The organism is Plesiomonas sp. (assembly GCF_051652165.1).
Taxonomy (GTDB): Bacteria; Pseudomonadota; Gammaproteobacteria; order Enterobacterales; family CAMTGL01; genus Plesiomonas.
Genome location: NZ_JBOFTR010000004.1, coordinates 206,036 through 220,727 on the forward strand (window position 1 = coordinate 206,036; position 14,692 = coordinate 220,727).

General features: G+C 42.5%; 11 protein-coding genes. 4 read left to right on the forward strand and 7 right to left on the reverse strand.

What is annotated here, in order from left to right; translation table 11 throughout:
- Positions 1-28 precede the first annotated feature (28 nt).
- Together ACRC53_RS03420 and ACRC53_RS03425 are read right to left on the reverse strand one after the other, a co-directional pair.
- Positions 29-1,759 carry a GNAT family N-acyltransferase gene (locus ACRC53_RS03420; protein ID WP_438642163.1) on the reverse strand — a complete coding sequence of 577 codons (1,731 nt, stop codon included), beginning with the start codon at positions 1,757-1,759 and terminating at the stop codon, positions 29-31.
- A 935-nt stretch (positions 1,760-2,694) separates the two neighbouring features.
- A complete protein-coding gene (locus ACRC53_RS03425) occupies positions 2,695-3,024 on the reverse strand; it encodes a hypothetical protein (RefSeq protein WP_438642164.1) in 330 nt (109 codons plus the stop codon).
- A gap of 530 nt (positions 3,025-3,554) precedes the next feature.
- Between ACRC53_RS03425 and gntR the strand changes: the two genes are divergently transcribed.
- Positions 3,555-4,550 carry a gluconate operon transcriptional repressor GntR gene (gene gntR, locus ACRC53_RS03430; protein ID WP_438642165.1) on the forward strand — a complete coding sequence of 332 codons (996 nt, stop codon included), beginning with the start codon at positions 3,555-3,557 and terminating at the stop codon, positions 4,548-4,550.
- A gap of 130 nt (positions 4,551-4,680) precedes the next feature.
- Here the strand turns inward: gntR and ACRC53_RS03435 are convergent, their stop codons facing one another.
- The 3 genes from ACRC53_RS03435 to ACRC53_RS03445 all read right to left on the reverse strand — a co-directional run bounded on the left by ACRC53_RS03435 (position 4,681) and on the right by ACRC53_RS03445 (position 7,774).
- On the reverse strand, positions 4,681-5,322 hold the full coding sequence (locus ACRC53_RS03435; RefSeq protein WP_438623370.1) for a bifunctional 4-hydroxy-2-oxoglutarate aldolase/2-dehydro-3-deoxy-phosphogluconate aldolase: 642 nt from the start codon (positions 5,320-5,322) through the stop codon (positions 4,681-4,683).
- A gap of 143 nt (positions 5,323-5,465) precedes the next feature.
- Complete coding sequence (gene edd / locus ACRC53_RS03440; RefSeq protein ID WP_438642166.1) at positions 5,466-7,259, reverse strand: phosphogluconate dehydratase; 1,794 nt, start codon at positions 7,257-7,259, stop codon at positions 5,466-5,468.
- Positions 7,259-7,774 carry a gluconokinase gene (locus ACRC53_RS03445; protein WP_438642167.1) on the reverse strand — a complete coding sequence of 172 codons (516 nt, stop codon included), beginning with the start codon at positions 7,772-7,774 and terminating at the stop codon, positions 7,259-7,261. Before ACRC53_RS03445 ends, edd begins: the two co-directional genes overlap by 1 nt.
- A 131-nt stretch (positions 7,775-7,905) precedes the next feature.
- Between ACRC53_RS03445 and gntU the strand changes: the two genes are divergently transcribed.
- Together gntU and ACRC53_RS03455 are read left to right on the forward strand one after the other, a co-directional pair.
- On the forward strand, positions 7,906-9,243 hold the full coding sequence (gene gntU / locus ACRC53_RS03450) for a gluconate transporter (protein ID WP_438642168.1): 1,338 nt from the start codon (positions 7,906-7,908) through the stop codon (positions 9,241-9,243).
- 301 nt (positions 9,244-9,544) lie between these two features.
- A complete protein-coding gene (locus ACRC53_RS03455; protein WP_438642169.1) occupies positions 9,545-10,117 on the forward strand; it encodes a hypothetical protein in 573 nt (190 codons plus the stop codon).
- 155 nt (positions 10,118-10,272) lie between these two features.
- Here the strand turns inward: ACRC53_RS03455 and ACRC53_RS03460 are convergent, their stop codons facing one another.
- Both ACRC53_RS03460 and mtr read right to left on the reverse strand, forming a co-directional pair.
- Positions 10,273-11,286, reverse strand: a complete 1,014-nt coding sequence (locus ACRC53_RS03460; RefSeq protein ID WP_438642170.1) for a CobW family GTP-binding protein — start codon at positions 11,284-11,286, stop codon at positions 10,273-10,275.
- A 162-nt stretch (positions 11,287-11,448) separates the two neighbouring features.
- Positions 11,449-12,708 carry a tryptophan permease gene (gene mtr, locus ACRC53_RS03465; protein WP_438642171.1) on the reverse strand — a complete coding sequence of 420 codons (1,260 nt, stop codon included), beginning with the start codon at positions 12,706-12,708 and terminating at the stop codon, positions 11,449-11,451.
- Between the two features lie 721 nt (positions 12,709-13,429).
- Between mtr and aroG the strand changes: the two genes are divergently transcribed.
- Positions 13,430-14,497: a 3-deoxy-7-phosphoheptulonate synthase AroG gene (aroG, locus tag ACRC53_RS03470; RefSeq protein WP_438642172.1), complete on the forward strand. Its 1,068-nt coding sequence runs from the start codon at positions 13,430-13,432 to the stop codon at positions 14,495-14,497.
- Positions 14,498-14,692: the final 195 nt, after the last annotated feature.

The following is a 14,692-nucleotide window of genomic DNA, read 5'->3' on the forward strand; positions in this document are numbered from 1 at the left end:
ATTATTTTACGTATAAATAGACACAATATTAGGCATTTGTAGCAAAGTGAACATCAATATAACGTTGGCGTTTTCTTGCCTTAATTTTGGTTGTATCGACTAAAACCAACCCATCAATACAGTCTGCAAAGTCAGGATCTGTACCAAAATCTAAAAATTGCACACCACCTTGCTCACAGAGCTCACTGTACTGCTTATACAGTGTTGGGATCTGTACACCGAAATGATGCAACAAGAGTTTTAGTGTGGTGAGATCTTGTACATAGTCATTTCCGTTAAAGTGCTGTTGCAGCTCTTTTTGTAAATCGGTGGTTAACTCATACGGTCTGCGAGAGCGTGCGACAGCATGTTCGGCTGTAAAATAAGTTTGATAAAAATAAACTAATAAATTTTTTGCTTCCGGTGGCATACCGTTACTGATACTGACAGGGCCAAAAAGATAACGAAATTGCGGATTTTTTGCTAAAAAGGCCCCAATGCCCATCCATAAATAGTCAAGGCTACGTAATCCCCAGTAACGTGGCTGTACAAAACTACGGCCAAGCTCTAATCCTTGTTGTAAGATAGGAGTCATACCTTCGTCATAATGGAACAGAGAGTGTGTATAAATACCCTCTAGACCTTTTTCTTGAAGTGTCGTAGCGGTATCACATAAACGATAAGCACCTACAATCTCAAGTTCATTATCATCCCACAACACAATATGCAGATAATGTTTATCATACCCATCTATATCATAGCGTTGCCCAGAGCCTTCACCTACAGCACGAAATGCCAGTTCACGTAAGCGGCCAATTTCACGCATCACTGGAGAGTTCGGTTGATAACGGTACAAATAGATTTTTTTACCATCATTACTCACACCCAATTGCTCACAAGCAAAAATAGCTTGACGCAGTGATTGGCGATTTTCTGGGTGTGCAATAGCAATTTCAGTAGGTAGTACACCCTCTTTATCATTCCCAATGAGGTAAAGGTGCTTACGAAATAACTTAATGCGAGTTTTTAATGGTAGGTGACAAAGTGAGTGATAATGGCGATAGGGGATTGGCGATCCGATACGAACTTGTATCGCTTTGTGTGTTTGGTTAAACATCTCTTGTACAAGTAGTAACGTAGAGAGAGGCTTGTACAGCATAGATGTACCATAAAAAATGGCTGAATTTCTTCCTGTGATATGAATCGGAATCACAGGCGCTTGTGCGCGGCTGGCCATGCGTAAAAAACCACTGTGCCAAAGAGTATCTTGAATGCCATTAGGACGTAACCGAGAGACTTCTCCGGCAGGAAAGATAATCAATGCACCCTCTTGCTCTAACCATTGATTGATCTTATTTAAGTTCTCTTTTGGTGTGCCTCCGCCCATATTATTAACTGGCAACAACAGAGAAGTGAGAGCTTTAATTTGTAATAAGAGATCATTCGCAACAATTCTGACATCAGAGCGGACTTTGCCAATGAGGTTCAACAATGCTAAACCATCAAGAGAGCCAATGGGGTGATTTGCAATAAAAACTGCACGCCCTGTAACAGGAATATTTTCAAGTTGGCTCGGATTAACAATCGCACTGAAACTAAAGTAATTAAGTACTTGTTCAACAAACTGAAAGCCAGTAACACTTGGGTAATCATGGGCAAATGTTTGTAAATCTTGTTCATGCAGTAGATTTTTTAATACTGCACTCACGGGGCGATAGAGCCACGTGTGCTGCGGCAGCGCCGGTATATACTTGTTTAAAACATCATCCACATTAATCATTCCAAAGCTCCACAACCATCAGCATTGATGCGTATTTTTTACGTTACTAACATGACATAACCGTTAATATTACCAATATTTTTTTACTTTTTTAGCTATGTAAATATTTATTAACAAAGTAATGAATACTTTCATTTAATTATATGATTTTTATAATAAAAGAAAATGAAACTAAATATTTCACATTTCTGTAATGTAAAAGAAAACGCAAAGTTATAAATGGTATTGACTTTGTTACTGCTCTTTTAAACGTTGTGTTATAACAAAGTCAAAAGCAATAACTAAAAAAATAAACATAGAAAAGGGATAGGGGTTTATTCGTGTTTTTGCAAAGAGAATATACAGAATCAAGATGGATTTTTTAATTGATTAATGATAACAAATTGACCTTGGCGACCATATACAATCATAAATAATAGTGGTTATTTATAGGAGTAATGATCAATAGAGTAAATGAATGAACCATTAATTAAAATACGGCATTTATTCTACCTTTATGCATGGCATGCTAAGTTATATGTAGTGTGATTATGTTTGATTTATTATAAAGTCAAGTATTCAACGGGTATGCTTAGATTATTATCTGATTTTCATGGTTAAACATAAAGAACTATAATGCTGAACTCTGGTTGTAATCATGAGCCTTGTTAAAGGATATAAATAAAAGACACTAAAAACATAGATCTTATTTTACGGTGATAAATATCAGACTATTATTAAAGTGCGTTTCAGAGTATTGTTTTTCCTTATTACTTTATTTATATCTTAAAATAACGGTTAGGTATCTGTAGCTGCATATAGTTTGTATATTGGCGTTCATTGTTAGTCAGTATAGTGGGTTTACTTTTAACATAGAGCATTACACTATAGATAGTGTGTCTGACTTGCTAAGGTAGAATAATTACGCAGATAGCTTTTTAGTGTAACGATAGGGTTTAATGCGTAAAACGTAAACGGCTATCATAACCGCTAGTAACATAATAACTTGCAGGAAAAACATCTACTAAATGCAATCGCGCGAGTTGAGCTATCAAATCAGTAAAATCGTCAAAAGTGTATGCAGTGATCTCGCGATACACTTTTCCTTCCATGTTTTCAATGCCAATGATCATTGTTATTTCATGATTGCACTGTACTGGTACAGTGATCGCATCATCTATCTTCTGATCAAAAAAGGGGATCTCCCGCTCAGGGATATAGAAGCTTGCGTTTTGCAAGTACTCTTCAGGTGTAAAAAATGGCTGATGGTCGTGTAAAGTGTGCATAGAAAAACCTCACTGACAATATGCATTTAGTATTTCACCTGTTACGACAAGATGACCACCTACTGCGCTAAATTTTGCGATCTGTATAGTGAATTTAAATCTACTTTCTCTATATTCAGCTCAATATGAAAGAGAGATTTATAAATTCTATCTATCATATAAAATAATACACTCCCTTTTTTAAGAAATATCTTATTAGAAAGTGCTATTCAAGTTATTTTTAACTTTTAATTAAGTTAATGTTACGGGGGAATAAAAACTCATTATAGTGCGTTATATTTAAATAATACGTTGAAACATAATACAACTAAAAAAACAGTGTTAGAAAAATGTCACGTACACTGAGGATGTGACATTATTTTGACGATTTCAGGTAATTGCAGTATTTATTATTCTGATATTGATTTGGCTTATTGATAATAAAGAGTAGACGTTATGATTAAGCGTAAGAATTTTATGCGTAAAGTTATAGGTTGAATCAGAGAGACATGTTATGTTACAGGTAACATCATTTTTGATTTGTAGATAAAATGAAGAAAAAACGGCCAACTTTGCAAGATGTCGCGGATGTCGTCGGTGTAACGAAAATGACGGTCAGCCGTTACTTGCGTGACCCTTCACAAGTCTCTGCCCCTATTCAGCTAAAAATAGCCGATGCCCTTGAGGATTTAGGATATATCCCCAACCGAGCACCAGATATTTTGTCGAACGCAAAAAGTCAGGCTATTGGTGTATTGCTGCCTTCGTTGACCAACCAAGTATTTTCGGAGGTGTTGCGTGGCATTGAATCGGTGACGGAGCAAAAAGGTTATCAGACCATGCTCGCGCACTATGGTTACAGTGCTGCGGTGGAAGAGACTCGGATAGCCTCATTACTCTCATACCATGTTGATGGGTTGATTTTATCGGAAAGTTACCATACGCCCCGTACGCTAAAAATGATTGAAACTGCGGGTATTCCGGTTGTCGAGATTATGGACTCCCGTTCACCCAGCATTCAACTGGCTGTGGGGCTAGATAATGAAGCGGCCAGTTTTGATATGACTACGCTGATGCTGCAAAAAGGCTATCGCAAGATAGTGTATCTGGGCGCTCGGATGGATGTGCGGACGCAGCAGCGTTTTGATGGCTATATTCGTGCAATGGCCACATATGGGCTAGAAGCGCGGCATGTGATGACTGAGGCCGCCTCTTCTTATTCGTTGGGTGCTGAATTGTTGGAAGAAACACTGCGCTGTTATCCTGATACCGATGGTATTTTCTGCACTAACGATGATTTGGCTGTGGGGGCCATTTTTGCCTGCCAGCGTCTGGGCATTGCGATTCCGCAACAGGTAGCGATAGCCGGTTTTCACGGGCATGATATCGGGCAGACCATTATGCCTAAGCTCGCCAGTGTGCACACACCACGACGTGAAATGGGTAAGCTTGCAGCCGAATCACTATTGGCTCGTTTAGCCGGAGAGGTGCGAACGCAGCGGGTATATGATTTGGGCTATCGGCTTGATGCCGGAGAGAGCATTTGATTTTGCCATTAGGTGAGTCGGCGATTATCGCTTTTCAGCGGTAATGATAAAACAGAATAAAAAAAAGACCGAATATTCGGTCTTTTTTTTGCGCAATAGGGGCTGATAAAGCCGAGACTACGGTAAATACTTACTTAGCTGAAACCAGTGCAACCGCTTCTGCTGACAGACGAGTAATAGTAGCCCAGTCGTGTGCGGCAATGGCGTCGGCAGGCAGCATCCATGAACCACCTACAGTGGCGACACATTTTGCTGATAAGTAGTCGTGAACGTTTTTCGGGCTAACGCCACCGGTTGGGCAAAAACGCACTTGTGGCAGAGGGGCTGCAATGGCTTTCAGTGCTGTAACGCCACCATTTGCTTCTGCTGGGAAAAATTTCAGGTGCGTATAACCTTGTGCCAGCGCTTGCATCACCTCAGACGGTGTTGCAACACCTGGGATCAGCGGAGTGCTGTGCTGTTTAGCATGATCAAGCAGCTCACGGGTGCACCCTGGGCTGATGATGAATTTTGCACCCGCAGCCACGGCTGCGTCGTATTGCTCAGGGTTAATCACTGTGCCTGCACCAATCATGGCTTCTGGCATAGCATCAGCAATCGCACGGATAGCGTCGAGTGCTGCATCGGTACGCAAGGTCACTTCAAATACGGTGATCCCGCCGTCTGCCAGTGCTTTTGCCATAGGTACAGCATCTGCTACGTGGTTAATAACCATAACCGGTACGACAGGTGAAGTGGCAAAAACGTCGGCAGGGGAAACAGTCCAATTCATGTGTTATTCCTTAGCATTACACAAAGTTGCGCGCACATCGGGGTGCGCGCAGAGTCAATAGCATAATAAATGAAGTGCGAAGGCAATTCACGGATTGATCGTGATCCAATCAACGACAATGCTATGCTGTTTAATTATGTGGATTAATCAATCACCGTTGCACCGGTTTCCGCACTGGAAACATGTTCGCGGAATACTTTAAATAAATTCCGGCCAAAACCTGTCTGCTCGGCAGTTAAATCTGGGTGGAATGCTGCGCGCTGGCTCAGATCGGCATCAGTACTTAATGTACCCTGAGTGGCATCAAGCGTGATGACATCACCGTTTTGTAGATAAGCAAGAGGGCCGTTTTTGCTCGCTTCCGGCGTCACGTGAATAGCGGCAGGAATTTTTCCTGATGCGCCAGACAAACGGCCATCAGTGACCAGTGCCACTTTAAAGCCAGCTTTCTGGATATTACCCAGAATTGGCATCAGCTTATGTAATTCAGGCATACCATTTGCGCCCGGCCCGTTGTGGCGAACAACCACGATAACATCACGGTTCAGCGTACCCGCTTTGTAAGCTGCTTCTACATCGTGCTGAGATTCGAAAATCTCAACTGGAGCGTGAACAATATGGTGCTCAGGGGCAACGGCACTGACTTTAATCACGCCACGGCCTAAGTTGCCTGACAGTACTTTTAGCCCACCGGTCGTGTTAAATACGCTGTCACCTTCTGCGATAACGGCCGGATCGCGCGTTTCCATCACCGGCTGCCATACTAATGCGCCATTTTCCAGTGTCGGCAGGCTCAGGTAATCTTCCATCGTGCCAAATACTGGAGTGGCATCCATATGCAGCAGACCACGCTCGGCCAGCTTACGCAGCAAGAGCGGAACACCGCCAGCCGCTTGGAAAGCATTGATATCTGCCGGTCCATTCGGGTAGACACGAGTCATCAGTGGTACAACATCAGAAAGTTCGCTGAAGTCATCCCATGTGACAATCAGGCCAGCGGCACGAGCAACGGCAATCATGTGCAGGGTGTGGTTAGTACTGCCGCCAGAGGCTAGCAGGGCAATCAGACCATTGACCATACAGCGTTCATCAAGCACGTCAGCCAGCGGGCGGTACTCGCTGCCGCCTTGTACCATGCTCGCCACTTTACGGGCAGCATGATCGGTTAGTGCATTACGCAGTTCAGTATTGGGTGGGATAAAAGCAGAACCCGGTAACATCAGGCCCATCGCTTCAAATACCAGCTGGTTGGTGTTGGCTGTACCGTAGAAAGTACATGTGCCCGGCGCATGATATGCACCACACTCCATATCAAGCAGTGCATCACGGCCAAGTTCACCGGCTGCATATTTCTGGCGGACTTTGACTTTCTCATCATTGCTGATGCCAGTTGGCATTGGGCCAGCTGGAATAAATGCTGTTGGCAGATGGCCAAAGGCCAGTGCACCCATCAGTTGTCCGGGAGCAATTTTATCGCAAATGCCTAAAAGTAGGGTGGCATCAAACGTATTGTGGCTCAGTGATACAGCAGTAGCTTGTGCAATCAGATCACGTGAGAACAGAGACATATCCATGCCCGGCTGCCCTTGTGTTACACCGTCACACATAGCAGGAACACCGCCAGCCACTTGTGCGCTGTGTCCTAATTCGGCCAAAACCGCTTTGATTTGGTCAGGATAGAATTGATAAGGCTGATGTGCAGAGAGCATATCATTGTATGCGGTGACAATGCCCACGTTAGCGCGGGTCATGTCGAGAATTTGGCCTTTTTGCTGGCTAGAACAGGCCGCTACAGCGTGGGCAAGGTTGCCACAGGCTAAGCTTGCGCGATTCTTACCTTGTGCAGCTTGAGATTGAATTTGTGCGAGATAACGCGCACGAGATTGTGCACTGCGTTCAGCAATCCGAGCTGTAACTTTGGCAATAACAGGGTGCATTAGTTAACCTCTTTAGCTGCAATGACGGCACGTTCAACCACTTGATCAAACTCTGCATCAATATCAACGCGTAAAATACCCGTTTCATCAGTAAGTAATGGGCTTTCTAACGTATCAAATTGGCTTTGTAGCATACCTTCTTTTTGAAAGTGGCCTACACGCTTGCTTAGACGTTCGAAAATCAGTTCGAAAGTACCGTCGAGGAAAATAAAAGTGACGTTTTCATTACCTTCACGGATCATATCACGATACTTACGTTTCAGCGCAGAGCAGACAATAATGCCCGTTTCATTTTTCTTCTCAAGGCTAAATGCCGCATCACGGATACGTTCTAGCCACGGTGCACGATCATCATCATTCAGAGGGTTACCTGCGCTCATCTTTAAGATGTTTGCTTTTGGGTGCAAATCATCACCATCGATAAATTTAGCATTCAAAGCATTTGCCAGTGCAGAACCCACACTTGACTTACCACACCCTGAAACACCCATAACGATAATGCTGCGACCTGCCATAGTTTGACCTCAATCTCAATTTTGGAATTTGGTTGTACTCACCTGTTTCTACGATAGCACGTTACGGGTAACATGTTACCCGTAACTACAAAAACTGTGATGTAAAACACAGCTCACTTAGGATGAACACTATGTCTGATATGTCGTTGATCATGACCGCCGCGGGATCTATCCTCCTGTTGCTGTTTTTAGTAATGAAAGTTCGGCTTCACGCGGTTGTTGCACTGATTCTGGTCTCTATGATTGCCGGCTTATTCTCTGGTATGAATCCGGCTGATATTGCTGCGACCATCCAAAAAGGGATGGGCGGAACACTGGGCTTTGTTGCCGTAGTGGTCGCGTTGGGCGCAATGTTTGGTAAAGTGATGGAAACTACCGGTGCGCTTGATCGCATCGCACAAACACTGCTGGGTAAGTTCGGTACAGATCGCGCTAACTGGGCGATTACCATTACCGGCTTTATCTGTGCACTGCCACTGTTCTTTGATGTTGCCGTTGTTCTATTAATTGGCGTGGCGTTCGCGATTGTGCGTCGTGGCGGCGGTAGCGTAATCAAAATTGGTATCGCGCTGTTGGCGGGTATTGCAACTTGTCAGGCGTTCCTGATCCCCGCACCAGGCCCGATTTTGGTAGCATCACAATTAGGTGCTGATTTTGGTTACATGATCCTGTTTGGCTTGCTGGCCTCTATCCCTGCGATGATCTTAGCTGGCCCGCTGTTTGGTTCAATGATTTCTAAAATTGTTGATGTTCCATTGCCAGAGCATGCGCAAGCCGATGATAAAGAGCGTGGTGAGCTACCTTCTTTTGGTCTGGCGATGGGGCTTATTGGCTTGCCGTTGCTGATGATTGGTCTGAAAACCATTGCTGCCCGCTTTGTTGAACAAGGTTCTGATCTGTATAACTGGTTGGAGTTTATTGGCCACCCGTTCACCGCAATTATGGTTGCGTGTTTGGCTGCATTCTACCTGTTGGGTATTCGCCGTGGTATGAGCCGTGATGATGTCATGGGGGTATGTAGTGCAGCATTACAACCGGCCGGTATCATTATTCTGGTTACGGGTGCTGGCGGTGTATTTAAGCAGGTTCTGGTTGATTCTGGCGTAGGCGCTGCATTGGGTAATACGCTGGCAAGTTCTGGCCTGCCGATTGTGGTCTTAGCCTTTATTCTGGCCGCTGCAGTACGTGTTATTCAGGGCTCTGCTACCGTTGCGATGTTAACATCATGTGGTTTGATCTTACCTATGCTGGAAGGTTTGGGCTTAAACGGTGCACAACTGGCAGCCATTACCATTGCTATTGGTGGTGGTGCGATTGTACTGTCACACGTGAATGACTCCGGTTTCTGGCTGGCAAACCGTTACTTAGGTCTAACCGAAAAACAAACCCTACAAACGTGGACGGTGATGGAAACGATCATCGGTGTTACCGGTGGTGTGGTTGCCATGATTATTATGATGTTTTTGTAAGCGATAAATAGCGCAATACAGGTGATATCTCGCTCATATTCCAAAAATTGAGCCTAAGATTTTCTCTTGTACTCATCGATATTTTTTGAATATGAACTGCACCCCAAAAGTTGGAGAGCCAACAGAGTAAGGTGCAGTTTTTTATAGATGTTGTTTATTTAAGCTATTTAAGCCTGCATTCATCAAGCCTTACACTTCATCATTTAATTGCATTACTTTTAGCACAAAATGCTAAAAACATGAGCGAGTAATTGCTTATAGTCCGCGGTTTGTCATCATAAGTGTGTTCTTGGATAAGCGGATGAGTGTTCGATTAAAAGCAATATTGTGTTCATTACTGATCGTATTCGGATTAGTCGGTTGTGGCGCAACGGGAGATACACCAAAACAAAAACGTGCCTATATTCAGTCTATCCGCCAAGATACATTGAATAAGCTCTATCAGCAGCAGCCAAAAACGAGAGATTTAATCCGTAATTCAAAAGGATATGCTGTTTTCTCTACACAAAGTAACCGCCTTGCCTTGATTGGATTAGGGTATGGATTTGGTGTAGTTCATGATAATCAAAGCAATCAAGATACTTATATGCGTATGATGAGCCTCAGCGCAGGGTTAGGCTTAGGTGTTCAAGATATGCGCGTTATTGTGATCTTCCATGATAAGAAAACAATGGATAACTTCATTCGTTCTGGTTGGGATGCAAGTGCAAACGCGGAAATGGTCGCAAAATGGAAAGACAGCGGTGCAGCCAATAATCAGACTGTTCCTGCAGATTTTAAAAATGTGACAGTATATGAGTTAACTGAGCATGGGCTGGCACTACAAGCAATGCTTCAAGGCTTTAAATACTGGCCAGATGATGAGCTAAACTAATTTTTATCTGTGGGATACAATATTTGTATCCCACAATTTTGTTATGTCTTGTGGATTCTTATGGGTACTGTGGTAATAGAGCCTTTAACTTATCAGTCTTTAAAACGGTATCACTGGAGCATTACACGAGAAAGTAGTATGAAAACGCACAATATTTAACAAATCCGTGCTTGTAATAGTTGCTGTTGGAAAGTGTTCCATGCCGCGCGGCTATCGTGAATAAACTCAACACGACTATCAGTTGGCACAACATCAGCTGTTTCAATCTGAAACTCACCTTCTTGGCGATTAAACTGCAATGCTCCCCCAGCAATGCGTACAACACCTTTCACACGGATCACGGGTGCTGTCCTTGCTAACTCCAGAATTTTTGTCATATCAAACAGAGTGTCTGCATCAAATATCCAACCACAACTAAAATAGCCTTGGCCTTGATTTTCAGCTCTTCGCCAGCGTTCATTACCGTGTAAATTAAGTACAGCACTAATGGGGGATACAACCGCTTTATGTTGATGTGCAGCTGATGTTGTGATGTATCGAGGGAAGGCCGGTAAGTCAAGTAAGGCAACCGAAATATTACCTTGTACGGCATACTCGGTATGATGTGCAGCTAAATACTCTTTTTGCAGTGCAGTTTCAGATAATGAGTGCGAAAGCTCAGCAAATAACGTGAGATCTTGTGGTGAACATAAATCGGTTTTATTGGCGATTAGCACATCTGCTGCGGCGATTTGATCGCGAAAATTCTCATTTTCACGGTATTTAGTATCTTTCAAATGGCGAGGGTCGAGCACACATAAGGTCGCACCCAGCGTAAGAACCGACTGATAATGCTCTCCGGTCAGCATATCCAACACCTGTTTTGGATGCCCAAGCCCTGTGGGTTCAATTAAAATACGGTCTGGTCGGTGTTGGCTGATGAGCATGTTTAATCCTACCTGCATAGGTAATCCGGCGACACAGCAGAGACATCCACCGGGGATCTCTTTGACTACAGCCCCTTGATCACGCAGTAATGCGCCATCAATACCTATTTCACCAAACTCATTAACCAAAATAGCCCATTTTTCATGTTCAGGCTTTGACGCTAATAAATGGCGGATAGTGGTTGTTTTTCCACTGCCTAAAAATCCAGTAATTAAGTTAGTTTTGATTTTACTGTTGAGCATGCACAGCTTCCCTGAGAATCAACAATTATAGGTATATGTAAATATCCCATAATAATGGCTTTATAGAGCAGAAAATAAGGTGGTAAATGCAAAATGCTGACTATAAAAAAATCCAGCATAGGGAGATATGCTGGATTTTTTAAATTAATCAAATGGTTAAGATTATCGGTAAACAGGCAATAGATTAAACATAGCCAAAATTTGAGCAATTAAATTGGTGATCCCAAACATAATAACCACAATAATCATCAGATTACCACCAGGAGCACGGTAGGTTGGGCTACCAAATTTTTGGCGGCTGGCGCGGGCCATCATCGCAGGAACAATGGCAGCCCAAATTGCAGCGGCTAAACCAGCAAAACCAATGGCATAGATAAAACCGTTCGGGAAGACTAAACCGCCAATCGTTGGAGGAATAAAGGTAATAACTGCTGTTTTAGAGCGGCCGATTAAGCTGTCATCAAATTTAAAGAGATCGGCAATATAGTCAAACAACCCTAAGGTTACGCCTAAAAATGAGCTGGCAACGGCCATATAAGAGAAGGCGGTCAGCATTTTATCAATGGTTTGGGTTGATACTACGCCACTGAGTGCTTTTAACAAGCTGCCAATATTGCCACCTTGATTAACAATAGCTTTAAACTCATCACGTGGAATATTACCTAAAATGGCCAGTTGCCAGAGCATGTAAATAGCCAAGGCGATCAGCGTACCAATTAATAAACTTAGTACAACAGGGCGGGGTTCTTTTCCATAATATTTGACTAAGCTTGGCACGTTACCATGATAACCAAACGATGCTAAACAGTAAGGTAGAGCCGCTAACGCAAAGGGTAAATACTGGGTTTGTGTATCATGGGTGTTGAACAATACCGTAGGTTGTATATGACCGATTAAATCAAAAGTCGAGAAGAAAAATGTAATCAGCATACCACCAATCAGTACAGTAGTTAGGCGATCAACTGCTTTAGTAGATAACCAAACAAAAAATGCCAAACCTAGTGCAAACAATAAACCGGCTACAGTTTGATTAATTGAGAGACCTAATGCAGCATTTAATGTGTGGCTAATAATTGAACCACCACCAGAGATATAAGCATAGGTTAGGATATACAGTACAAATGCAATAGTAATTCCATTAATGGCATTCCACTGCTTACCCAATAATCCTTTGACCATAGTGTCAAAACTTGCACCCACTTTGTAGTTCAAGTTAGCTTCTAAAATCATCAAACCAGAGGCGTACATGCACAGCCATGTTGCTAACAAAATCACCACTGAACCGATAAACCACACGCCAGATGTCACCACAGGCAGAGAGAACATGCCCGCACCAACGGCTGTACCGGCAATAATCATCGCACCACCAAGAATAGAAGGGCGGCTTGAGACTGTTGGGGTAATGATATTTTGCTGTGCCATTAACACACTCCTTATGTGTAATTGTGTACTAGCATGATAGTTCATTTGTTGTGGCAGAGTAAACAAAAACATTACAAGCTATTGCGAGTATGCAATTTTTTGCGTTAAGGTAAGGGTGTTCACAAATGGCGTTTGCTGCTCTATTCGCGTCATGACTGACTTCATTGTTTAACGGTGTAAAAAAGGTAAATAGGAATGAATATCGTAAGGTGTCGGCGTATTTGTACGCACTGCTTTAAGCACAGAGTCATTTCAACACTGCAATGCTTGAATGATGTTTGGTGTGATATTTATATTTGCCTACACTGTTATCGGCAATATGCATAACTATTATGTGTCACAATAAAGGTGCTATTGCAAAAAATACCAAAAAGTATCGTGATAAAACGTGATATAGATGAAACATGCAAAATATATGACGTATTTTTGAGTATGTTTTGAGATCGTATTTTTGCTAATACTGTTTTATCCTGTCTTGCATTTAAATAATTAAATACATATCTCTTACTGTGCTGTATTACGTAAGAACTGCATATAGTTATAAAACCCTTGTGTTATTTCCCTAAGATTCAAGGTTGTATACGCATAAATATGCAGCATATTGTTTCGTTGTGATTCCATTTATGAATAAGTTTACATCCGCTAGAAGATCAGGCAGATTGAAAGAATACAGTTTTACCGTGCCGATTCGAACGGTAGTATTTTGACAGGATGTAAAAATATGAGCTATCAGAACGATGATATCAGAGTCAAAGAGATTAAAGAGTTATTGCCTCCGATTGCTTTACTCGAGAAATATGGTGTCACAGAAAAGGCATCGGCTACAGTATTTGAATCACGCGAATCTATCCACCGTATATTGAATGATCAAGACGATCGCCTATTAGTCGTCATCGGGCCATGCTCTATTCATGATCCTATTGCGGCACTAGAGTACAGCAAGCGTTTACTGGAGTTACGTGAAGAGCTTTCTGATGATCTCGAAGTGGTGATGCGCGTTTATTTTGAAAAACCGCGGACCACCGTGGGTTGGAAAGGGTTAATTAATGATCCATATCTAGATGATAGCTATCAGATTAATGATGGTTTGCGTATTGCCCGTAAAATTTTGCTTGATATTAATGATTTAGGTATGCCAACTGCCGGTGAGTTTTTAGACATGATCACCCCACAATATATGGCAGACTTAATGAGCTGGGGTGCTATCGGAGCACGCACGACAGAGTCTCAGGTACACCGAGAGTTAGCATCAGGTTTATCATGCCCTGTAGGTTTTAAAAATGGCACTGATGGCACAATTAAAGTAGCTATTGATGCAATTAGTGCAGCAAATGCCTCACACCATTTTTTATCGGTGACTAAATTTGGCCATTCAGCCATTGTTGCCACAGCCGGAAATCCAGATTGCCACATTATTTTACGTGGTGGTAAAGAGCCTAATTACAGTGCTGATCATGTTAGTTCTGTGGTTAATGAGCTTGTTTCAAATAAATTGCCAAGCAAAGTGATGATTGACTTTAGCCATGCTAATAGTTCAAAGCAGTATCAACGCCAGCGCGTTGTTTCTGCTGATGTTTGTGCGCAAATTGCTGCGGGTAATCAGGCTATTTTTGGCATTATGGCTGAAAGCCATTTAGTTGAAGGAAGGCAAGATTTAGTGGCTAACATGCCATTAACTTTTGGTCAGAGTATTACAGATGCATGTTTAGGGTGGGATGATACAGAACTACTGCTGCGCGACTTAGCTAACGCAGTACGTACCCGACGCGCTGCGGTAAAGATGAAGTAAAGCCTGTAGGTTATATTTCATACTAAATATTGGTTTTATATCCCGTTGTATACATTGAAAAAACAGGCTGTTAGGCCTGTTTTTTTATTTCAGACAACAAAATACAACGCTTTTTATTCTACCATTTATGTTAAAACCGATATTTTAGATGCAGCTCGTCTGACGACATGGTCTGACGAATCTTGCTACAATTAG

What these genes read in the sequence shown, in the direction of transcription:
- gntR (WP_438642165.1), top strand. Translation starts at nt 3,555, where the DNA reads ATGAAGAAAAAACGGCCAACTTTGCAAGATGTCGCGGATGTCGTCGGT.
- ACRC53_RS03460 (WP_438642170.1), bottom strand. Translation starts at nt 11,286, where the DNA reads ATGCTCAACAGTAAAATCAAAACTAACTTAATTACTGGATTTTTAGGC.
- ACRC53_RS03445 (WP_438642167.1), bottom strand. Translation starts at nt 7,774, where the DNA reads ATGGCAGGTCGCAGCATTATCGTTATGGGTGTTTCAGGGTGTGGTAAG.
- ACRC53_RS03425 (WP_438642164.1), bottom strand. Translation starts at nt 3,024, where the DNA reads ATGCACACTTTACACGACCATCAGCCATTTTTTACACCTGAAGAGTAC.
- mtr (WP_438642171.1), bottom strand. Translation starts at nt 12,708, where the DNA reads ATGGCACAGCAAAATATCATTACCCCAACAGTCTCAAGCCGCCCTTCT.
- ACRC53_RS03455 (WP_438642169.1), top strand. Translation starts at nt 9,545, where the DNA reads ATGAGTGTTCGATTAAAAGCAATATTGTGTTCATTACTGATCGTATTC.
- ACRC53_RS03435 (WP_438623370.1), bottom strand. Translation starts at nt 5,322, where the DNA reads ATGAATTGGACTGTTTCCCCTGCCGACGTTTTTGCCACTTCACCTGTC.
- aroG (WP_438642172.1), top strand. Translation starts at nt 13,430, where the DNA reads ATGAGCTATCAGAACGATGATATCAGAGTCAAAGAGATTAAAGAGTTA.
- ACRC53_RS03420 (WP_438642163.1), bottom strand. Translation starts at nt 1,759, where the DNA reads ATGATTAATGTGGATGATGTTTTAAACAAGTATATACCGGCGCTGCCG.
- edd (WP_438642166.1), bottom strand. Translation starts at nt 7,259, where the DNA reads ATGCACCCTGTTATTGCCAAAGTTACAGCTCGGATTGCTGAACGCAGT.
- gntU (WP_438642168.1), top strand. Translation starts at nt 7,906, where the DNA reads ATGTCTGATATGTCGTTGATCATGACCGCCGCGGGATCTATCCTCCTG.